Annotated in this window: 19 protein-coding genes; 6 read left to right on the top strand and 13 right to left on the bottom strand. The window is 66.8% G+C overall.

Annotated features, from left to right (window positions below):
* The 9 genes from trbL to HF680_RS04260 all read right to left on the bottom strand — a co-directional run bounded on the left by trbL (position 1) and on the right by HF680_RS04260 (position 9,323).
* Entirely contained in the window at positions 1 to 1,425 is a 1,425-nt protein-coding gene (trbL, locus tag HF680_RS04220) for a P-type conjugative transfer protein TrbL (protein ID WP_235968821.1), read from the bottom strand.
* Positions 1,426 to 1,430: 5 nt separating this feature from the next.
* Complete coding sequence (locus HF680_RS04225) at positions 1,431 to 2,171, bottom strand: conjugal transfer protein TrbJ (RefSeq protein WP_185224147.1); 741 nt, start codon at positions 2,169 to 2,171, stop codon at positions 1,431 to 1,433.
* Complete coding sequence (trbE, locus tag HF680_RS04230) at positions 2,122 to 4,545, bottom strand: conjugal transfer protein TrbE (RefSeq protein WP_185224148.1); 2,424 nt, start codon at positions 4,543 to 4,545, stop codon at positions 2,122 to 2,124. Before trbE ends, HF680_RS04225 begins: the two co-directional genes overlap by 50 nt.
* A gap of 6 nt (positions 4,546 to 4,551) precedes the next feature.
* Positions 4,552 to 4,827, bottom strand: a complete 276-nt coding sequence (locus tag HF680_RS04235; protein WP_045811757.1) for a VirB3 family type IV secretion system protein — start codon at positions 4,825 to 4,827, stop codon at positions 4,552 to 4,554.
* Complete coding sequence (locus HF680_RS04240) at positions 4,827 to 5,147, bottom strand: TrbC/VirB2 family protein (RefSeq protein WP_185224149.1); 321 nt, start codon at positions 5,145 to 5,147, stop codon at positions 4,827 to 4,829. The genes HF680_RS04235 and HF680_RS04240 overlap by 1 nt, the downstream gene beginning before the upstream one ends.
* A gap of 269 nt (positions 5,148 to 5,416) precedes the next feature.
* Positions 5,417 to 6,373 carry a P-type conjugative transfer ATPase TrbB gene (trbB, locus tag HF680_RS04245; protein ID WP_185224150.1) on the bottom strand — a complete coding sequence of 319 codons (957 nt, stop codon included), beginning with the start codon at positions 6,371 to 6,373 and terminating at the stop codon, positions 5,417 to 5,419.
* A gap of 1 nt (position 6,374) precedes the next feature.
* Positions 6,375 to 6,806 carry a hypothetical protein gene (locus HF680_RS04250; protein WP_235968822.1) on the bottom strand — a complete coding sequence of 144 codons (432 nt, stop codon included), beginning with the start codon at positions 6,804 to 6,806 and terminating at the stop codon, positions 6,375 to 6,377.
* A gap of 10 nt (positions 6,807 to 6,816) precedes the next feature.
* On the bottom strand, positions 6,817 to 8,691 hold the full coding sequence (locus HF680_RS04255) for a type IV secretory system conjugative DNA transfer family protein (protein WP_185224151.1): 1,875 nt from the start codon (positions 8,689 to 8,691) through the stop codon (positions 6,817 to 6,819).
* Entirely contained in the window at positions 8,688 to 9,323 is a 636-nt protein-coding gene (locus HF680_RS04260; protein WP_185224152.1) for a GntR family transcriptional regulator, read from the bottom strand. The genes HF680_RS04255 and HF680_RS04260 overlap by 4 nt, the downstream gene beginning before the upstream one ends.
* 197 nt (positions 9,324 to 9,520) lie before the next feature.
* Here HF680_RS04260 and HF680_RS04265 point away from each other — a divergent pair, with 197 nt between their 5' ends.
* The 3 genes from HF680_RS04265 (at position 9,521) to HF680_RS04275 (ending at position 12,672) form a co-directional block, all read left to right on the top strand.
* Complete coding sequence (locus HF680_RS04265) at positions 9,521 to 10,006, top strand: helix-turn-helix domain-containing protein (protein WP_205195915.1); 486 nt, start codon at positions 9,521 to 9,523, stop codon at positions 10,004 to 10,006.
* A 214-nt stretch (positions 10,007 to 10,220) separates the two neighbouring features.
* Entirely contained in the window at positions 10,221 to 10,919 is a 699-nt protein-coding gene (locus tag HF680_RS04270; RefSeq protein ID WP_185224153.1) for a lasso peptide biosynthesis B2 protein, read from the top strand.
* A gap of 1 nt (position 10,920) precedes the next feature.
* On the top strand, positions 10,921 to 12,672 hold the full coding sequence (locus HF680_RS04275) for an asparagine synthase C-terminal domain-containing protein (protein ID WP_185224154.1): 1,752 nt from the start codon (positions 10,921 to 10,923) through the stop codon (positions 12,670 to 12,672).
* Here HF680_RS04275 and HF680_RS04280 read toward each other — a convergent pair.
* The 4 genes from HF680_RS04280 to HF680_RS04295 all read right to left on the bottom strand — a co-directional run bounded on the left by HF680_RS04280 (position 12,605) and on the right by HF680_RS04295 (position 19,587).
* Complete coding sequence (locus HF680_RS04280; protein ID WP_185224155.1) at positions 12,605 to 15,082, bottom strand: alpha/beta hydrolase family protein; 2,478 nt, start codon at positions 15,080 to 15,082, stop codon at positions 12,605 to 12,607. The two genes, HF680_RS04275 and HF680_RS04280, sit on opposite strands and share 68 nt — an antisense overlap.
* A gap of 9 nt (positions 15,083 to 15,091) precedes the next feature.
* Complete coding sequence (locus HF680_RS04285) at positions 15,092 to 18,025, bottom strand: TonB-dependent receptor (RefSeq protein WP_185224156.1); 2,934 nt, start codon at positions 18,023 to 18,025, stop codon at positions 15,092 to 15,094.
* Positions 18,026 to 18,107: 82 nt separating this feature from the next.
* Positions 18,108 to 19,082, bottom strand: a complete 975-nt coding sequence (locus HF680_RS04290; RefSeq protein ID WP_185224157.1) for a FecR family protein — start codon at positions 19,080 to 19,082, stop codon at positions 18,108 to 18,110.
* Between the two features lie 13 nt (positions 19,083 to 19,095).
* Positions 19,096 to 19,587: an RNA polymerase sigma factor gene (locus tag HF680_RS04295; protein ID WP_185224158.1), complete on the bottom strand. Its 492-nt coding sequence runs from the start codon at positions 19,585 to 19,587 to the stop codon at positions 19,096 to 19,098.
* Positions 19,588 to 19,687: 100 nt separating this feature from the next.
* On the opposite strand from HF680_RS04295, the gene HF680_RS04300 reads away from it, so the two are divergent.
* The 3 genes from HF680_RS04300 to HF680_RS04310 all read left to right on the top strand — a co-directional run bounded on the left by HF680_RS04300 (position 19,688) and on the right by HF680_RS04310 (position 20,945).
* Positions 19,688 to 19,894, top strand: coding sequence for a helix-turn-helix domain-containing protein (locus tag HF680_RS04300; protein ID WP_185224159.1), 207 nt, complete (start codon positions 19,688 to 19,690; stop codon positions 19,892 to 19,894).
* Positions 19,895 to 20,000: 106 nt separating this feature from the next.
* Positions 20,001 to 20,204 (top strand): helix-turn-helix domain-containing protein, encoded by a 204-nt coding sequence (locus tag HF680_RS04305; RefSeq protein WP_185224160.1) that lies wholly within the window; start codon positions 20,001 to 20,003, stop codon positions 20,202 to 20,204.
* A gap of 39 nt (positions 20,205 to 20,243) precedes the next feature.
* A complete protein-coding gene (locus HF680_RS04310; protein ID WP_185224161.1) occupies positions 20,244 to 20,945 on the top strand; it encodes a DUF5710 domain-containing protein in 702 nt (233 codons plus the stop codon).
* Positions 20,946 to 21,047: the final 102 nt, after the last annotated feature.

Consider the following 21,047-nt stretch of genomic DNA (forward strand, 5'->3'; position numbering starts at 1 on the left):
TCAGGTCTCCTCTGTGCGGAGGTTGGGGGACAGGACGCCGCTGGTCTCGCCCGCGGGCATCAAGGTTCGTCCGGCGTTGGCGACGAAGAAGGCCTGGAGCGCCGCCGCCCGCCCCGGCCGCCGCGCCTGTGCGGACGCGGAATCCGAGACGGCGATGGCGCGCTGGAAGTCCGACCGGGCGGCCCGGGTCTCGGCGTCGCGGACCGAGGCAGTCCGACCGGCTCCGCCGCCCGGCGTTGCATCGCCCGAAGCCGGATGGTCGGAGCCGGTCTCGGCTTCGGCGGCGCCCGGGTGATGGGACCACGCCCGGGCCGGCTCGGCGACCCCCGGACCGGACGACGGAGCCGGTTCCGCTGGACCGACCGCCCCGGCGCTGCGCCGCGTCGACCCGTTGTCGTTCGAGGCTGGCGGCGTCGACGGGCCGCCGCCGCCCGGATTCGGCCCGAACGGTGGCGACGACGGCGGCGCCCGTCCGCCGGTCGCCCCGGCGGCGGCGCGCGCCGGCCCCGCAAGCCGCGCCGCGCCTCCGCCGATCAGGGCGCCGGCGCCCGCGATCCCGGCCGCGCCCAGGGCTCCGGCGCCGCCCACGGCGAGCGCGCCGGTCAGAGCGCCGCCCGACCCCAGGGCCGGCCCGCCGGTGACGAGCGCGGACGCGAGGTTCGGGATGAACATCGCCAGCATCGCCAGGAGCATTGAGGCGACGAGGATGGTGAGGGCCTCGTAGATGTCCGGGTTGGTCGAGGGCTGAAGCTGATCGAACACGGTCCGCGCGCCCGAAACGACGATGGCGAGCGCCAGGACCTTGAGACCGGATGAGACGACGTAGCCGAGCGGCCTTTCGGCCAGGAAGGCGGACTTCGACCAGATGCCGAACGGCAGCAGGATGAAGCCGCCCAGGGTGACGATCTTGAACTCCAGCAGGGAGACGATGATCTGCAGCGCCAGGATGGCGAAGGCCAGCAGGATGCCGATCATGGCCAGGCCCAGGATCAGGGCGTCGGCCATGTTGCCGACCACGTCCAGGGGGTTGTCGACCGGCGCCGGGGTCTCGCCGAGGGCCTTGACGATCTCCCAGCCCTGCTGGAGCACGGCCCCGGGGTTGAGGAACTCGGCCCGAGACAGCGAACCGCCTCCGGCGACGAGGCCCAGCTCCAGGAAGCCGGCGTAGATCGTCTCCGACAAGGCCTGCCAGTCGTTGATCAGCCAGGCGAAGACGCCGATGAGCAGCACCTTGCCGAAGCCGGCGGCCAGCACCTCCCGGTTGGAGGAGAGCGCCCACTGGATTCCGGTTAGGGCCACGACCAGCACGATCAACAGGCCGAACACGCCGTTGACGGCGCCGGACAGGGCGTCGAAGCCCGCCGAGACGGTGTTCGAGAACACCACCATCAGGTCGTTGGGCGTGTCCATGCTGACCGGGGCCATGACGATCAGTCCCGGGCGCGGGCGAACGGATCGAAGGACGGCGCGACGGGGACCGCGCCCGCGCCGGCCCAGCGCTGGCGGCGGGCCGCGTCGCCGGAGGCGCGGTCGGCCGCCTCCCGCGCCGTGGCCTCCGCCATCAGCCGCGACTGGGCCAGCATCAGGGTCCGCAGGGCCGCCAGGTCCTCGGCCAGAACCGCGAGCAGCTGATTGGTCGACTGCACGGCCGCGGTCTGTCCCGCAGCCGACTGGCTGGCGCCGAGCGCACCGGCCACCCGGGCGTCGCGGGTCCCGCCCAGCCGTTCCAGTTCCGCCGCCGTCCGCGCCAGATCCTCGGCGGTCCGCCGGGCGTTCGCGGTGCGCGCCCCGCTCTGCTCCAGCAGGCGCAGAACGTCCGCGCCAGCCAGATCGTCGGGATAGTAGGTCTCGAACTGGCGCTCCAGACCGCTGACCGAGGTCGCCAGCCCGCGCGCCGTGCGCGCCAGCTCGGCCATATCCCGCAGCGACTGGCTGCTGCCCGCCAGATGGCTGTAGGGCGAGGCGGCCAGGCTGCGGGCCTCGTTGGCGAGGCTCTCCAGCTGGCGGGCGGCCTGCAGCGCGTTCTCCAGGTGATTGCGGGGGTCGAACACCACCTGCTGGGCGCCGGCCGGAACCGGCGCCGCCAGGGCGAGGAAACCGGCGACGGCCAGGCCGGTCGCCCTATTCCGCCGCGAGCGGCGGGTCGAAGGCGTCGAAAACGGAATCCACATTATGCACTCCCTTGGCTTTGAGGAATTCGCGGGCGAAGGCGGCCTCGCCGGATCGGGCCAGGACGTCGTCGATGAGGGTCTGGTCCTCGGGCGTCCCGGCGCCGCACAGAGCCAGGGCCACGCCCGTCAGGCGCAGGTCGAACAGCCGACGGCCCCGAGGCTGCCGCCAGTAGTAGGACCGCTTGGGCGGGGCGAAGGCGATCAGCTCCAGCTGGCGCCGGTTCAATCCGAAGCCCCGGTAGAGCGCGGCCGAAGACGGCTCCATCGCACGCGGGTTCGGCAGGAACACCTGGGTCGGGCAGCTCTCGATCAGGCTGGCGGCGATGGCGGAGGCGGCCACGTCGTCGAGGCTCTGGGTGGCGAACATCACCGCCACCCGCTTCTTCCGCAGGGTCTTCAGCCACTCCCGGATCTTCGCCGCGAAGGCCGTCTCGCCCAGGAACAGCCAGGCTTCGTCCAGGATCAGCAGGGTCGGCCGGCCGTCGAACCCCTGCTCCAGCTCGCGGAACAGGGCCGAGAGCACCGGGGCCACCGCTGACGGCGTGGCCATCAGCGTCTCGAGCTCGAAGGTGTCGAACCGGCTGGTTCCCAGCGCCGCCCCCTCCCCGTCCAGCAGGTCGCCGTGCGGTCCCTTCAGGGTGAGGGGTTCGAGGGCGGCGGCGACGGCGCGATCCTGCACCAGGGCGCAGAACACCGTCAGGGTCCGTTGAGACACCGGCGCCTCGGCCAGGGCCGCGAGGGCCGCCCAGATTTCCTCGCGCACCCGCGGGGTGGGCTCCAGCCCGGCCAGCCGCACCGTCTCGGCGAGCCATTCCGAGGCCCAGGCGCGCGCATCGTCGCGATCGATCCCCGCCAGCGGCTGCAGCGAGAGCCCCGCGCCCGGCTCCATCGCGCGCCAGCGCCCGCCGGCCGCCAGGGTGGCGGCTCGCGCGGAACGCCCCTTGTCGAAAAAGACCACGCGCGCGTCCGGATACCGGAACCATTGCAGGGCGAGGAAGGCCAGCAGCGCGGACTTTCCCGAGCCGGTCGGTCCCACGACCATCGCATGACCGACGTCGCCGACATGAAGCGCGAGGCGGAACGGCGTCGATCCGGTTGTGCGCGCCGTGGCCAAGGGTGGGCCGTCGAGGCAGGCGTCTTCCGACGGCCCCGCCCACACCGCCGAGATCGGCAGCAGGTCGGCCAGGTTTAGGGTGGACACCAGCGGCCGGCGGATGTCCGCATAGGGTTCGCCCGGCATCGATCCGAGCCAGGCCTCCACGGCGTTGAGGTCTTCGATGCGCGCCATCAGACCCTGGGCGTTGAGCGCGGCCTCGATCGCGCGGGCCTTGGCCGTCGCGCCCTCCTCGGTCGCATCGAGGACGGAGACCGTCAGCGTCAGATAGCCAAAGGCGCAGCTTTCCGCGCCCAGCGCGGCGAGCGCGCCGTCGCACTCTTCGGTCTTGGACGCGGCGTCGGTGTCGAGGAGCGGCACCTCCTCCTTGGTGATGGCCTCGCGCAGCAGCACGCCGACGCCCTTGCGCTTGGCGAACCAGCGCTTGCGCAGCTTGACGATCTCGCGCTCGGCCTCGGGCTTGTCGAGCCCGATCCAGCGCGCGGTCCAGCGGTAGTCGAACGGGAGGGCGCCCAAGGCGTCGAGCAGACCCGGCCGGGTGACGGACGGCAGCCCGCGCACCGAGACCACCTTGAGCCACCGATCGCCGAGCCTGGGCGCAATTCCCCCGGTCAGGTCCGCGTCCGCCAGCCAGCCGTCCAGGAACATCGGCGTCTCCGGCGGGCGGACCTCGAAGGACCGGGGGGACACGCAGTCATGGAGCCAGGAGAGAACACCGGCGTCGTCGAGCCGGCGGATCTCCGGCAGGCCGTCCGACAGCAGGTCGAACACCGCGTCCGCCTCCCGGGTGAAGGCGTCGAGCGCCACCCGCCAGTCGGCGCCGCTCCTGGCCAGACCGTCGAACAGCCAGCGCTCAAGGCGTCGGGTTTCATCGGCGGGCGGCAGCCAGGTCAGCGCCAGACGATGATCGGTCTCGAAGGCCGGATCGGCGGTTTCGAACCGGCTGCGGCGTTCCTCGTCGAGCAGCCAGGCAACGCCGAGGTCGAAGTCGCTTTGCGGATAGGGCGCTGCGGCCCGGCGGTGCGCCTCGACGTGAAGGCACCAGCCGGTGCCCAGCCGGCGCAGGGCGTTGTTCAGGCGCGCGCGGACCGCCATCAACTCCTCCTCGGTGGAGGATTCCAGGTCCGGCCCGCGGAAGCGGAAGCCCGCCAGGAAGGAGCCGTCCTTGTTCAGGACGACGCCGGGGGCGACGAGGGCCGCCCAGGGCAGGTGGTCCGCGAGGGCTGCGGGCCGGCGCCGGTATTCGTCGAGAAACCGCATCGCCCCTCACCCGTCCAGATGGCCCGGCAGGGCCAGATGGCGCCGCAGAACGTCGAAGAAGCGCCGATCCGACCGCGCGGCCCAGAGGCCGATGGCGTGGGCGACCGCCCACCACAGAAGACCGAGCCACCAGATGCGCAGCGCCAGACCCAGCACGACGGCGATGGTGCCCATGGCGATGGCGTAGTCCCGCGGCATGCCGGCCATCAGGACCGGCTCCGCCAGCGCCTGGGCCACGGGCAGGTCCCAACCCTCGGGCCGGTCTTCGGACCGCGACGCCATCAGGCGATCTCCACCCCTCCGGCGAAGCCGAAGAAGTCGAGGAAGAAGGTGGAGGCGGCGAAGGCGATCGACAGGCCGAACATGATGCCCAGCCCCCGGCGCATCGAGGAGCCGTTCTCGCTCATGGCGATGCCGGCGCCGAAAATCACCACGGCGACGATGGCCGCCGCCTGGACCACGGGTCCGGTGATCGACTGGACCACCTGCTGGAGCGGCCCTTCCCAAGGCATGCCCGACCCGCCGGCCAGCGCCGGTCCGGCGACCGCCAGGCCAAGCATCATCGTCGCGCCGAACAGGCGGCGCCCAAGTCTCCGTCGCATGATTTGCTTTCCTTGTGTTCAGCGCGTGTCACCGCGCTTCGACTCATTGCAAGCAAAACTATCCAGCGACTGTCAACAGTAAAATACACAAATAATTCATGACTCAACAATGACTACACATTAACTCAGACTGACTTAAACAGTAACTTGGAACGACTTACTGTGCTGACGCCGCGACGACTTGGTTTGACTTGAGACAAGTCGTCACAACGCGCTGAATTATCCTGACTTTTCTCGATTCGGGATTTGGGACGCCGTTCGAGGCGTCGTCAGGCCAGGGTCTCGACCGCGTAGCCCGTGTCGGATGCGCCGTTCACCGCGATTACGGCCTCAAGCCGCCGCCCCGCCGTCGAGCGACGGATATGGGCGATGACGTCCACCGCCTGACCGATGGTGCGACGCGGCGGCGCCGCGGCGATCTCGAGCGTCAGGTCCTCGATCCGGCGCAACGCCTCCTGGGCGGAATTGGCGTGAAGGGTCGACAGTCCGCCCGGATGGCCCGTGTTCCAGCTCTTCAACGTCTCCAGGGCGGCCGCGCCGTCGCGCATCTCCCCGACCACGATCCGGTCCGGACGCATCCGCAAGGCGTCCCGCACCAGGTCGGCGACGCCGATGGCGATGGGGGCCCGGCGGGTCAGGACCGAGACCGTGTCCCACGCGGAGCATTGCAGCTCGGCGGTGTCCTCGATGAGGAAGACCCGGTCGTCGGCGAAGGCCGGCTCGGCCAGGATCGCGTTGGCCAGGGTGGTCTTTCCCGATCCCGTGCCGCCGGAGATGAGGATGTTGCGCCGCTCGCGGGCGGCCTGGGCGAGGACATCGGCCTGCCGGGCCGTCATGACGCCGTCGCGCACATAATCCCCCAAAGTCCAGATCACCGCCGGGCGCTTGCGGATGGAGAAGGCCGGCGCCGGCGATACCGGCGGAAGCAGGCCCTGGAACCGCTCGCCGGTGGCGGGCAGCACGCCCGACAGGCGCGGATTGTCCCGGGTGACCACCTCACCGACATAGTCCGCTATCAGACGAATGGCGCGTTCGCGCCCTTCCACGGACAGGCGAGTCCCGGTGTCGGCGCGGCCTCGCCCGGCGCGATCCAGGACGATCCGGCCGTCGGGGTTGGCGAGAATCTCCACCACCTCCGGGTCGATCAGCGCCGCCAGCACCACCTCGCCCAGGGCGTGACGCAGGGCCTCCAGTTTGCGTTCCGCGATCAGGGGATGAGCCGTCATGTCAGTTCGCCGCCCCGAACGACCGCTCCTCAGCCTCCCGGCCGTGAGGGTCATGCTCGGCCCGGCCCGAGACGATCCGCGCCGCGGTGTCGTCGAGCATCCGCTCGATGCGCCGGTCGACGGCGGCCTGCACCGTGGGATCCTGGTCGCCGACGCCGTCCGGGAGCCGGACGAACAGCGCCCGCGCGACCTCCACCACCAACTCCTGAATGATCTGCATGTCCTGTCGAGTGGACCGCATATGGCCCTTGAGGGATTGCTCGAGCGCCAGGAGCCGGTCGTCGGGGTCAGCTTTCGGGTTTCCCTGAAGACCCCGCGCGATGGCGTGTCCGGCGGCCTGACTGATCGACACGCGGCCGGATCGCGCCTCACGGCTGAGACCGGCGATGATCTTGGGATCGCTGAGATAGACCTGAACGCGGCAGGTCTGCACCGGCGCGCGCCTAACCATCGCCCTGCCCTTTCAGATGATCGAGGACGGCGTCCTGCGCCGCCATCTCCTGAGCCACGCGTCCGTAGATGTCCGCGGCGCGCGCGGCGACCTTCTTGTCGTCCATCGCCGCCACGATCTCCTTGAACAGGGGAAGGGCGGCTTCGGCGTCCACGCCGAGGCTGCGACGGCCGGCCCACGGATGGGGCGCGGGCGTCGGCGCGTCGACGCCGACGGCCTGGTCGGGCGGCGGCAGAGCGGCTCTCGCCTGGAACGGCCGGCGGCGATCGTACTGGAGCTTGCGGGCGCGCAGAGGGCGCTGGCCCGCGGCGAAGATGAGCTGGACATCGTCGGGCAGAGCGCGCACCTCGCCCGGCTCGAGCAACGGGCGGTCGATCTGGGACCGGGACACGGTGCTGCGTCCCGCCGCCAGGCCGGCGGGCGCGCTGCGGCTTTCACGCGTCTCTCCGATCGTGCCGGTGAGTTTGGAGACCTTGTCCTGGGTCAGCGGATCCAGCGCCGAGAAGGCGGTGTAAATGGCGCAATTGTCGAGGATCGTGTTGTTGGCGCCGTAGGTTTCGATGATGTCGTTCAGAGACTGGGCGACGAACATCACCTTCACCCCGTAGCCGCTCAGCAGCCGCAGGGATTTCTCGAAGAAGCTGACCCGCCCCAGCAGGGGAAACTCGTCCATCAGCATCAGGAGCCGGCGCCGCTTCGGCCGCCCCGCCGCATCCCGGGCCTCGTCCACGGTGAGAGCCTGGGCGGCGGCGTAGAACAGGAGCCGCACCAGCGGCCGAAGCGCCGCCGCGTCCGCCGGCGCGACCTGGATGTAGAGCGAAACCGGCGCCTCGGCGCACATCAGGTCACCCAGGCTGAAGTCGGAGGCCGAAAGCGCGCGCTCCACATCGTCGCCGGCGAGCCATTTCAGGTAGGACCGGGCCGTGCCCTGGACCGAGGTCCGGAATCGATCGTGCATGGCGGCATAGCCCCGCACGGCTGTTCGGATGAAGGGGTGGGTTTCAGGCTCGCGGTTCGGACCCGACCGGTGCAGCGCCTTGACCATCACCTCGGCCGTGTCGTCGAGGTCGGCGAGCAGTTCGCGCACCTTTAGCAGAGTCTTGTCGGCATCCTCGGCCGTGTAGAGGACATGCAGGATCACCGCCTCCAGGATTTCGGAGGCCGCCTTGTCCCAGATGGCCTCGTCATCCCGGACGCCCCCGGGGTCGGCGAGGATCGAAACCAGCCGCTGGACCTGGGCCAGTTCTCCCGGGCCGGGTTGAATTTCCGCGAGGGGATTCCAGCGGGCTGACGCAGGATCGCGCGGGTCGAAATAGAGCGCGTGGGAGAAGCCCGACCGCCAGCCGGCCGTCTCGCGCCAGAGCTCCCGCTTGGGATCGTGGACCAGCACGCTCTCGCTCCACAGCAGCAGCGTCGGCGTGACATGCCCCCTCCCCTTGCCCGACCGCGTGCCGCCCGTCACCAGGGTCGGCCGCATGTCGACGGTGGCGAGGAGCCGCCCCTTCAGCTCCCCGAGGGCGCACCCCGCGCCGGCGAGCAGGCCGGCGGCCCGGGCCTCGGCCAGGCCGCCCCATCCACGGATGCGCCGGCGGGATTCCTCTCCGCGCGTGAGCAGGCCTGCGCCCAAGCCGCCCATCACCCCCAGCAGGATCAGGAAGGCGCTGGACGAGAAGGCCTCCGGTTCGGCCCCGCCGAACTGCCTGCGCCAGCTGAGGATGCGCCACGGCGGATAGATGCGAACCTCTTCCGACACCGTCCAGCCGTCGCCCAGCACGGGATCGTGGCGATAGGTCCAGGCGAAGGTCTGGGTGGCCAGCTGCAGGCCGGCCGCCAACCCCGCCCCGAGCAGGATCAGCCGAAGGATCATGGCCCCTCGTCCTCCCCGCCCTCCCCGCCCGGACGACCCGCGACGTCCATCGACAGGAGCGCCGCGGAGCGGCCGCGACGATAATGATACGCCCGCAGGCCTTCGCGGAGTTCGCCATTGGCCCGCGTCGCCGCCAGCTCAAGAAGATCGTCAGCTTCGGCGTCGAGGTCCGCGAAAATCCGGCGCTCCGCGCTCCGGAACGGGGTCAGCTGGCCATCAACGCGGTGATAGGCGTCAAGCAGGGCGCCGTTCCCGGTCCGTCGCACCAGGCTCTCGAACAAGTCCTGCAGGTCGGTCACGGCGGCGCCGTCGCGCGCGGGTGATCGCCCGTAGCCGGGCAACCCCGCGGTCAGGTCGAGCGCGGCTGACAGATAGGCCAGGCGCAGATCGTAGCGATCCCGCACCGCGCCGGCGTCCAGACGGGCCGCCAGAAACCCGCCCGCCGGTCCCCGCTCGATCAATCCCTCCCCGCAGAGCCAGGCCAGCGCTTCCCGAACCGGCGTCGTCGACAGGTCGAGACGACGCGCCTCCTCGACGATGACGATCGACTGACCCGGCGCATAGCCGCCGGCCCGCGCTCGCTCCCGAATTTGGTCGAGGGCCTTGAAGAAGGGGTCGCGACTTTTCGCCATGACGGTCTCCGGCTCCCGCGCGCCCGACGCACGCGGCATATAACCGCTCGCCAACAAGTTGCGTGGTGTCCGGATGCAGACTCGCCGCATATCGGCGTTGGGGCCGCCGCTATGTGGCGGGAATCGATTTGAAACGGAGAGGTGATCGCCGATAAGTCGGCGAACCGAAAATCATCAGCTAACGGAGGGAGCAAGCTTTGACGTCCAGACGAATGCAGCCGCAGCGCGATAGCGATGTGCTCTCCAAGGCCCTGAAGCTGGTGCGCCGTCACCGCCGCATGACGCGCGCGGTCGTGGCCCGCGGCATGCAGATGGCGCTGCGAACCTATGATCGCTTCGAAGCGGGCGGCCGAAGTCTGAACCTTGATTACATCCACCGTTTCGCGGCGGCCACGCGAAGCGACCCTCATGCCATCGTCATGGCGGTCGCGGTCGGTTCGCCCGAGCTGGCGCTGCGATGCGCCGACAACAAGCTGGTCACCGCCCTGACCATCGGCGGTCAGCGCTTCAACGCCCTGCTCGGCGACGACCTCGCCCGGCTCGAGGCCCGGCCGATCATCTTGGCGGTCTGCGCCATGTACGACGCCCTGCTGGCCGAGAGCGACCGGCAGCAGGCCGCCAAACGCTGGCTCGAAAACGGCGTTACCGATCTCGCGCAAGTCCGCCCCGAACCAGGCCGGTAGAAATATATTTCGAATATAGTTTTGAGACTTCGACATCCGGGCGCTGACTGTGTTCGCCACGCTCGTGGCGAACACTTGAAGGAGAACCGCGATGAAGACGACCACACTGCGCCTCATCCGTTTCGGCGCCGCTTCGGCGCTGACGCGTGATCTCGAAACCGGTCTCGAAATGGAGATCCAGGTCTTCGACAGCCGCCATCCGGCGGGTTGAGTCATGAAGGTGGACGACGGTCGCCGACCGTCGTCCACTTACCTGCAGGTCGAGGACATGGCTTCAGAACTCTTCTTGTCGGACGGAGTTTTCATCGCTCAGATCGAAGACGATATCGTCGTTCTTGATGTCGAGGCCGACGCCTACCATTGCCTTTTGGATGCGACCCAATGGATGGTGGTCCATCAAGACGGTCGTGTGATCGTCGGCGACCCTGGCGTCGAGCACGATCTCACCGCGGCAGGCTTCTGTGTCCGAACCACTTCACCGCGCACAGGGAGGATTGGACTTCACCCGCCCCGCCGCGAACTCGCTATTCCGAGCCAAGCGCCGAGGTTGTTATCGCTGGTTGCCGCCGCCTCCCTAGTTCGGTCCACTTGGGCCTTCCAAAATCGTCCTCTTGCACAACTTATTGCGCCGCCTTCCGTACGTGGTCGCGATCGTGCGCTACCTGAGGATGGCCTCGAACGGGCGGTCGCCGCGGCTAAGGCGGCGTTGCCCTGGGTCCCCGGAGAAGGCGAATGTTTGCAACGGGCATTCGAACTTCGTCGCTTCCTTGCTGAGAAAGGGTTCGGCACTACCTGGATGTTCGGCGTCAAGACTTGGCCCTTCGCAGCACATTGCTGGCTGCAGATCGACGACATGGTGGTGGGAGACACCGTCGAGCGGGTCAGCCGCTACACTCCGATCATGGCTGTCTGACATGGGCGATTATCTCCTTGTTCAGGCAGACCACGACAATGAGGAGACGCGGACTCTCTCGTCGGAACTGAAAGCGCGTGCACAGGCGCAAGGTCTGTCCATCAGCGTGCTCGGCCCAGCGCTTTGGCTTGGGTTGGGCGGACCGCATAGACCGCGGCTGTCGGAGTTCGGACACTGGCGCCTGATCGGGGACGTGATCGAGCGCAGGAATCCGTCCTTGGATGCACTGAGCGATACGGATGACTACGCCGGCGAGCGCGAACTCCTCAGGCACGTCTGGGGGCGCTTCGTCGGGATCCGGCTGGACCGCGGCCGGCTGTCTCACCTGCTGCGGGATCCTTCCGGCGCGCTTGAATGCCTGACGTGGTCGCAAAGCGACCTGACCTTTGTCGCGTCCGACGCGCCTGACTGGCTGGTTCGAACGCTGCGGCCGGGATGGACGATCAACGTCTCCCGGCTGGACGCCGCTCTAAGAGATCCTGTGATGGCGTCTGGGCCGCTCTTGCTCAACGGGCCTGTCGCGGTTGCCCCAGGTGCGGTCCAACCAATGCCGACACATCGAGGAGAGGCCGTCGCCCTTTGGCGACCGGTCGACGTGGCGCGTCGCAGCCTTGGCTCCGCACCCGACCTGCAAACTGCCGCGCGATCCATCAGAGCTGCTGTGTGTGAAGCCGTGGAAGGCCTCGGCCGCCTGTGTCAACCTATCGCCGCAGAGGTGTCCGGAGGGCTCGACTCCAGCGTCGTCGCCGCGTGTCTGACGCAGGCTGATATCGACGTGAGGCTCTGGCTCAATGCGTATGGAGCAACCGCAGAGGCGGATGAAAGGGCCTACCTGGCGACGCTGGCGAGGCAGCTCGATATTCAGCCTCAGTCGGTTCCTCATGCCACCAGCCCGCTGTCCGAAGACATTTTGGAGGCGATATCGCAGGGTCTTAGGCCGGGCCTTGCCGCGCTCGATCCACACCACGATTTGGATTGGGCGGAGCGGATATCGGCCGCTGGCGCCGTCGCGGTCCTAACGGGCAAAGGCGGAGACTCGATCTTCGTTCAGGCGACCGAGGATGTCTTTGCCGATCTTTGGGCTAGCCGTGGTTGGCTTTCTTTCTGCCACCCGGACGCCGTGCGCCTGGCCGCCGCGACCGAAAAGTCGGTCTGGTCGCTTGCTCAAGGCGCTCGGCGACGCCTTCGCGCGGACCCGTCCCCGCCTCTGCGGGACGAAGGTCTGCTCGCGCCGACCTCATCGCAGCGGGAAACTCATCCGTGGCTCATCGGCACGGAGATCTTCGGCCCTGCCAAGCGGCTGCAAATCGTTGGGGTGGCGAACGTCGTGGCCCGCCATGGGCCGTCGCTCCTGACGCAGACCATCGACGTCAGACACCCCCTCTGCTCCCAACCCGTGCTTGAGGCCTGTCTTGCCCTACCGGCTCCGCTGCTCACGACTGGCGGACGGGATCGCGGGTTGGCCCGTCTCGCCTTCAAGGATCGTCTGCCATCAGAGATTTTCGGGCGTCGAACCAAAGGCAATATGACCCGCATCTATGCACGAATGATTTTCGAAAATCTCGACGTGCTCCGCCCTTGGCTGATCGAGGGCCGGCTCGCTGCCTTGGGTGTCATCGATCCGGTCGCCGCCGACCGCCGTCTCACGCGCGAAAATCTGATCTGGCATGGCCGATATTCTGCGATCATTGTCGCGGCGGCGTTTGAGGGCTGGGTTCGGGTCTGGGAGCGTCGCCTTTCAGCGAGGGAATGACGTCTGGGCTTCGGGGCATCGTTCTCTCGAGCCAGCCGAAAATCTCGGCGTATCGGTCACGGATGTTCGCGGGACTCGTCAAATGGTGATGCTCGCCCCAGTAAGTGACCAGTCTCGCGTCCCGACCGAGTCGAAAGAGAGCGCTGAAGACGCGTTCCATCTGTGACATCGGCACATAGTCGCGATCGGCGGTCATCAGCAGGACCGGCGCGGTAATCCTATCCACCGTGAGGTAGGGGTTACGGTCGATATAGGCCTGGGGGTCTTCCCAAGGCGGCGCTCCGATAGCGCCCTGACCGACCTCGACCCATCCCTGCTGATTGACCATCATCAACCCGTCTTCCGGGAGTGATCGAGTGGCGGGGACGAACTCGCCCCATTCGCCGAACTGGTCCACGGCTGCGGAACTGATGATATACGACCGATACCTGTCAGACCGTGCTGCGACGCCAAGCGCGGCGTGGCCGCCAAAGCTGTGACCAAGAACCGCCATGCGGTCACGGGGCAGACCATCGTAAGCGTCGAGCATGGCGTCTACCGCGAGATCCACGCTCCGCGTGTAGTATTCGGCGCCAACCGCCGAAGGCTTGTCGACCGGTATTGCAGGCGTGAGCACCGCGTAACCCGCCCCGGCGGCGACGGCTGCACGGAACCCGTAAGCGAGCCTCGCAGGCCCGTACCACCCTCCGTCATCGACTGCCCCCGGATAAACCTCAACAATCACACCACGCGCGGCGTCGGCGCCGCCTTCAGGCAAGAAAAGCCAGCTGGTGACGGGTCGCCCGAAGACGTCAAGATGTGGAACTGCGGCCGGCTGCGTGAGGGTTACGTCGGAAAGCTGGCTGTTCACTTCGCCTACTATTGTGGTGGTGTTGACGGTATGAAGCTGCAGGGTCTCAGACAGCCCCGAACGGACCAGCGCCAACGCGCCTTCTGGTGCAGCGGCTACCACGCGTTGGCTGTCGCTTCCGCCGGCATTGAAACTGCGGACCCTTCCGTCAGGCCACACGATCACCGCTCGTCCAAACTCATCCAAGGCTGTGACCCAAGGCATCCTCGATGCGTCATTGGCTTTGAGCCGCATCACCTTGTGGGCGTCTGGATCGATCCAAGCCCTGAGCGACAAATCGGAGGTAAGGCGCCGCGTGTTCGACATGGTCGCCGACCACAGCGCGCCGTCAGCGACGAACAGAAGTCCGCCAGCGTGGGTACCCGCAACCTGGCTGGGCGGGCTGGACATCTCTGCTGTCAGAACCTTTGGCTCACCGTCATCGAGGCCCCACCAATCCCACCGGCCGCCGCTCGATTGTTGGGCCCTCAGCACCGGCGTCGATCCGGACCAGTCAGCCCGCACGCCTCTGAGAATCTGCGCTCCCTCACCCGCACTCAGACCCGGGGCCGGCAGCTTAGACGCTCCGCCGAATCCCACCCGGTACAAGCCGCCCTCTTCCCAACGCGCCTCATCTTCTCGCGCCCAGACCAGGACCTCCGTCGAATCTGGCGACCATCTCAGTAGGTGAGGCGCGATGTCGACCGCGTCGATCATGCGGTTGGAAGCCCTACCTTCGATATCTAGCAAGGTCAGACGTTGCCTGAACGCGCTCTGCGCTTGCAGCAACGCCGCTTGATCTACTGGCACAGGCTCGTTCGCCGACACAATCGCGATTCGACGACAATCTGGGGAGACCGCAAAGTCACGAAGCCGGCCTTTAACGAGGATTTCCGCCTGACCGCTGCGAACGTCGATCCGAACCAGCGCCGACGCCGGTTCCGGTGTTTCCGGCGTGGCGACCCCTCCGCGGGTATTCAGGACCGTGCGCGACGGCTCGCGCCCGGCTCGACTGCGGTCCCAAGCTTCGACTAGTCGAAGCTGACTCCCGCCGTAGTAACGTAGAATGCCCGGCAGGCTGCGGTCCGGGCGGGTCATCACGATGAGCTCGTCTTCGGACAGCCATGCGATGTCGGCGCCTGTGAGGGGAATCTCGGGCGTCAGTCCCGTCCATCGCACAGAGCGGTCCGACATCGACATGACTCCGACCTCGAGCTCGCCGTCCTGAAACCGCCAGAGGGCGAGGCGGCTACCCGCAGGCGACCAAGTCGGTCGCAGTAGGCCTGGCCCTGTATCGGGAAGGAGCTGACTGGCGGCGGCTTCCGGGCGTGATAGGTCAACCAGCCAGAGCGTGGTGACGGCCCAACCCGACCGGTTTCCAAAATCGAAGCGAGGGGCGGTCCCGTATGCGACCTGCCGCTCATAAACTGCCCATTGTCCGGATGGAGATATCGCCGCTCGTCCGATCGCCTCCAAACCGATGACATCGTCGACGGCCAACGGGCGAGGCTGGGCCCAAGCTGATGATGCGCTCAGCGCGAGCACAATCACCGCCACAAAGGCCTGATGCAGGGAGGACATGGGACGCCCTCACCAACGCCGCGTAAGTTGCAAGGCCACCTGGCGGCCAAGGAGGCTCCCTTGGCCTGGATCAAAACCGAACCCGGACGGCGCGTCGTAGAATGGCGGATCGGCATCAAGAATGTTCTGGATGCTGAATGTCAGACTTGTGTCGGAAAACGGCCCGTCGCTCGGACGCCAAGTCGCCGAGGCGTCGAAGGTGTTCCAGTCGCTGATGGATCGCCCGGCACGATCCGCGTAGTTGTCAACGTACGACCAGTGCAGCGACGTGCTGACGTCTCTCCATCCCCAAGTGGCTCCAGCCCGTGCGCGCACCCGAACGGGATACCCCGTCAGGCCCATTACGTGGCGGTCGGCTGCAGTCGGCGTCAGGCGACTTTCGTAATCGAAAACATACGAGGCAGTCCCGTCGAACGCGAGCAAGTGTTCGCCCAAGTCGATCGGCCGCCGGAGCGTGAGATCGACGCCCCGAACCCGGACGGCGCCGGTATTCAGCCACCGGGAATCCACGATGGCACCGTAGGTGTTGGTCGGGTACAGAGCCGGGAACCAGGGGAAGGTCGCGTAGCTCTCGATGATCGCCAAATCTGTCGGATTAGCGCCTGGGTTTATCAGGGTGACGAAGGAAGAAAGGTCCGGATCCGAAAGCGCTCCGACGATATTCTCCGTGACTGGTAGCGCGATGCGGTCCTCGAAGCGGGTTTCGAAGTAGTTCAGGTCTACGTCGAATCCGCCCTCCGGCCGGTGGCTGATACCCGCCGTGAATGTCTCAGAAGTCTCTGGACGCAAGTCCGGATTTCCGCCGGTCAGCAGAAGAGTCAACGTGCGCGTGCCGTCGGCCCTGTTCAAAAAGGTCGCCGACGCACCCGGGCCGTCGAACACCTGCGGCAAAGACGCCGCCCGGAATGACGTTCCCCACGAGGCTCGCAGCTTAACGTCCGGGATCGGCGACCAGACAACGCCGACCTTCGGATTGGTCGTCGTTCCGAAGTCGTCGTATTCCTCATAACGGCCCGCCAGAGACAGCTCCAAGCTATGAAGGCCAGGACGGGCGTTGTGATCGCCGACCAAAGGAACGCGGAGCTCTGCGAATACGGCGGCGATGTCCCGCTCCCGACGCGGGCGGACTGTGTTGGTTGGGGTCGCCGTGGAGCCAAGGAAGCTTGAGCGTCCTTCCAGGCTCTCCGACCGAAACTGTGCGCCGAGCGCGATCTGGAGATTTCCCCCGGGCAGGCTGGCGAGGGGTCCTTGAAGCAGAAGGTTGGCGGACTGGGCGCGGCTGAAGTCGTGTCCCCGCGAATAGCCGCTGGAAATGAAGTCAAGCACGGTCCTGCTGTTGGCCGTTCCCGCGCCGAAGAGGTTCAAATAGCCATCAGCACGGACGCTGAACGATGTCGCGGGATCGTCCGGAAGAGAGCCCAGCGCTTCGTTCACGAACCGGCTGTTGACCCTGTTGTCGGACCGGATGTCGGCCCGCTCCTGAGCATAGGTCAGATACCCCTCGACCGACCATCCGTCTCCGATTGCGTAATCAAAGCCAGTCGTAACACCAAGGCTTTCCGATGATCCGGTTTGTCGGATCGGTCCGAGTTCACGCAGAAACGAATATCCGATCGTGTGAGATGCAGCTCCTGTCGGCGACACAAAATAAGGGTTGGCACGCGTCACCGTGAAGATGCCGGAGTTGGCGAGTCCGGCGATTTCGTAGTCACGGTTATTGAAGCGAATATCCCCCGTGAGGACCAGCCTTTCCCCGACGGTCTGACGAACTCGAGCGTAGGCGCTGAGCCTCTCCACAGCAGGGAGAAGGTCGGTGCCAGCGCTGAGAAACTGCAAATTTGCGTCGCCGGCGATGAAGTCCGCAGATGTCTGCGCTGTGCCGCTCGCGTTGGGACGGATGGCGAACAACGACGCATAGGCGCCGGCCGCAGCGTTGAACCCGAGTATATTGCCAGGCGCGCTGTTGAGGCCTCGCCAATCTGTTCCCCCGAATGGCCGAAGGTCGCCAGTCCGCGTGTACGCGCGGTCATAGGCGTTCAGCGCGTTCGATGTCTGATATTCAACTGAAGCATAGGCGGCCCCGCCCGACCAAGTCGTGCCTGCGAGGTGGGACAAGCTAATGTCTTCCGCGCCGCCCCGCGCGGCCGCCAATCTCACGCGGGTCTCATGGCCATCGAACTCCCTTTTCATGACCACATTGACGACGCCGGCCACGGCGTCGGCTCCGTATAGAGCAGAGGCGCCGTCCAAAAGGACATCGACCCGGTCTACGGCGCCCGTCGGAAGGGTCGAAATGTCCGCGAACTCCGCACGCGAGCCCGTCCCGGCGAGCCGTCGGCCATTCACCAACACCAAGGTCGCCGATGGTCCTAGGCCTCGCAGATTCACGCCCGTGGCGTAGACGGAATTCGATCCGCCCCGGTTCGCGCCGCTCAGTTGGACGACTGGCGTTGCCGAACCCGCATAGTTCTGAGGTAGATCGTTAAGGGCGTTGGCGACGTTGCCATATCCCCGTTGATCAATGGCGTCCCGATCGACGACAACCACAGGCGAGGCCAAATCCCCAGACGACCGCAACAGCGTTCCCGTAACGATGACCTCGTCGATCTCGACCGCCTCGTCGACACTCGCCATGCCGACCCGCTGGACCGCGAACACACCCGGCCGGCTCTGCGTCCAGGTCAGGCCGGACCCAGCCAGAAGCCGGTCCAAGGCCGCGCCCGTCTCCAGCCGACCGCTGACGCCGGGCGACCGCAGGCCCGCCACCGTGTCAGAGGTGAAGAAGATCTGGTGACCGGATTGCCGCCCGAAGGCCGTCAATGCCTCGCTCATGGGTCCGGGCGGAATTCGAAACTCCCGCACGGACTGGGCGCACGCCGGTGCGCTGGCGGCGACGATGCAGGCGACCGCGGCGGCGCCGGACAGCAGATAGGAACGGCTCATAGACTGGTTTCCCCTCGACGCCCCCAGTGGCGCTGAAGAGAGAGACCATCGAGACCGGGGCTAACCCTCTCGGCGTCCCGAATTAATTTCTGCGCCGCGAGAGCCCGACCGATCCGTCCGCCTTTGGAACAGCCCGTAATCCCATGACATCCGAAGACGCGGCCACGAAGGCGTCGCGGTCGCCGGTGCGGAAAACGCCGTTGACGGCCACCGACCGGATGGCGGGGTCGTCGATCTCGATCTTTTCGGTCAGGTAGCGGTTCATCTCCGCCACCGCCTGCGCCAGCGGGATGTCGGTGAAGACCAGTTGGCCTGTCGCCCAGCTGGTCTCCGCCTCGACGTCGACCGCGCGCGTATCGATCCTCGCACCGGAGACTCGCGCCTGCTGCCCGGCGGCGATGCGACGGGGCGGCGACGGCGCCTGGTCGGACTGGACGTCGATCGCGCCAGACACAAGCGTGACGCGAACCCCCTCCCCTGCCCTGCGCACGTCGAAAACGGTTCCCACGGCCGTGACCCGGGTATCGCCGGCGTAGACCACGAAGGGACGCCCGCCGTCATGCGCCACATTGAAGAGCGCCTGACCTTCCACAAGGTCGATCCGACGCTGACGGTCCGTGAAGCGGACGCGCACCCGTGAATCCGTGTCGAGGCTCAGACTCGATCCGTCGGCGAGCGGGATCACTCGCTGCTCGCCAACCCGTGTGGCGAACGCATTCCTGTCGGTCCAGACCCAGGACCCGCCCACCATCAAGGCCACCGCCGTTGCCACGGCCAGACCGCCAAACAGAACGGACCGTCGACCGGACGCCGGGCTCACCCGGCTTCGGCGACGGGCTCCCTCCAGGGCGTCGGCGAGCGCGGGATCGGGTCCAAGACCTTGGCTCTCGCGCCAGACCCGGTCGACCCGGCTGTACGCGTCGGCGTTGCCGGGCTTGGCCCGCCATTCGAAGAATTCCTCGATGGTGCGTGTTTCGATCGAAGTCGTGCCGAGGCGGACGTGCCATGCCGCCGCCTCCTTCTCCGCCGCTTCAACCCGCATCGTCGGGTTGGCCATGTCGCGCCCCATCCTAGCGCCGGAGCTGGGCGGCGCAGTGGGCCAAGGCCCGGGTCATGCGCCCTTCCACAGTCTTGGGGGAAATCCCAAGTCTGTCGGCGATCTGGGCGTTCGTCAGACCGTCGATCCGGGACAATAAAAAGACATCTCTCACGGATTCTGGCAAGCTGAGAACGATCTGAGCGAGCATCACATGATCGGTTTGATTGGCGTCGATGCGATCTTGGCTTGCCGCAGCTGCAGTTTCGGCCCTCATCGCCAGTTCACGCCGCCGGCGTCGATTAGACACAAGGTTCATCGCGATCTTCAGGAGGAAGGCCTTCGGATGACGAACCTCGCCGAGGGACTTTGTCGATGTCATCCGTAGCCACGTGTCTTGAACTATATCCTCGGCATCTTCACGACCGTACCGACGCTCGATGCGCTCTTTGAGCCATCCAGCATGTTCGTCGTAGAACAGATCCAAGCTAGGCAGTTGGATGAGATCATCGGTCTTGTTGGACAACTGAGACGCCCGCCTGCGAAATCACCTAGCAAATCACCGCCAAGAAAAATGACACGTCTAGGGGACAGCGAAAAGTTCGCGAGGGCGGCTTTGTGCTGCGATGGACATTGTCGTTCGTCTCGGAAAACGTGTGCGAGAGCTTCGGATTGCAGCCGGCTTTTCCCAGGAAGAACTCGCGTTCCGAGCTGACATGAAGCGTAGCTACGTCAGCGACTTAGAGCGAGGAACGAGAAATCCGAGTGTCCGAGCGCTCGAACGATTGGCGATCGCGCTCGGCGTCGCCGCATCGGCGCTTCTCGAAGATTAGCTGCCCCCTCGACCGGCTCCCCGACGTCAACAAAATCCGCGACCACGGCAAAAATGACACGATTGGGGGGCGGTCATTTGCGCCGATATGTCCGTCTTAGAGGGGGATGGACGTTGTCATCCTCTTTGGAAAGAACGTACGCGCGTTGCGTGACGAAGCGGACCTCTCTCAAGAGGAGCTCGCGTTTCGCGCTGGTATGAAACGGGGATACTTGAGCGACTTGGAACGCGGCACGCGAAATCCGACTGTTCGCTGCCTCGGTCGACTGGCGAAGGCGTTGAACGTGCCGCCGGGCCGCCTTCTGGAATAGGCACTCGGCCCAACTGGACGTGTCGCGTGATCAGTTGCCATGGACCTGAACGTCCCGTTCTCCGATAAGGATGAGGCCAAGCGACTTGGCGCTGGATGGAATCCGTCCCGGCGGACCTGGTACATCCCGCCGGGTCGCGACCCCCAGCCCTTCGCTAAATGGCTGCCCGCAGGCGAGGTCCAGCGCCCCTACGGCGTGTTCGCCTATGAAGCCTACCTCGTAACCGCAACGGAGTTTTGCTGGCGGTGCGGCGATCGATTCACCGCCATCGGCTTCCTGTTGGCCCCCGGTCTTGTTGTCGCCGACGGCCCGGAGCGGCGGCGGGAAACCCTGAAGGACTGGGCGTTCATCGAATACGCCACGCGGCTGGCTCCGGACGTTGCGCGAGTCGCCCAGAAGGTCCAGCCCGCTTACCGCGAGGGCTACAGCCGCACCACGAACAATCGCTACTGGGCCAACCACTGCCCGTCATGCCAAGCGCTCCAGGGCGATTTCCATCTCTATTCGGAGCCGGACGGGGCCTTCTGGCTCGGAGACCGCAACGATGCGGCGCGCATGCGCGCCGAGCGTCTTCCCTTCGCCTTCGGCGCGGATGCGGGACTCGCTCTGGGCTCGGGGCCGGCATGGAGCATCCCGGGCGTCCGCACGTCGACCGTTCAGCCCATGAGCGCCCCATCGACGACGACGACACCGCCAAGACGTCGGCTTCTCGCTTGGCTGGGATGGCACGGCGGCCGATGACGCTGGCGTTCGGCTTATAGTTTAAAGGCGCGCGGCCGGGTTTTGGTCGTCCAGGCCCCTCGGCACCGCAGCCCTCCGCCAGCCCGGGCCGCTGGGACAGTT

The sequence above is a fragment of the Brevundimonas huaxiensis genome (assembly GCF_014218725.1).
GTDB classification, from domain to species: domain Bacteria; phylum Pseudomonadota; class Alphaproteobacteria; order Caulobacterales; family Caulobacteraceae; genus Brevundimonas; species Brevundimonas huaxiensis.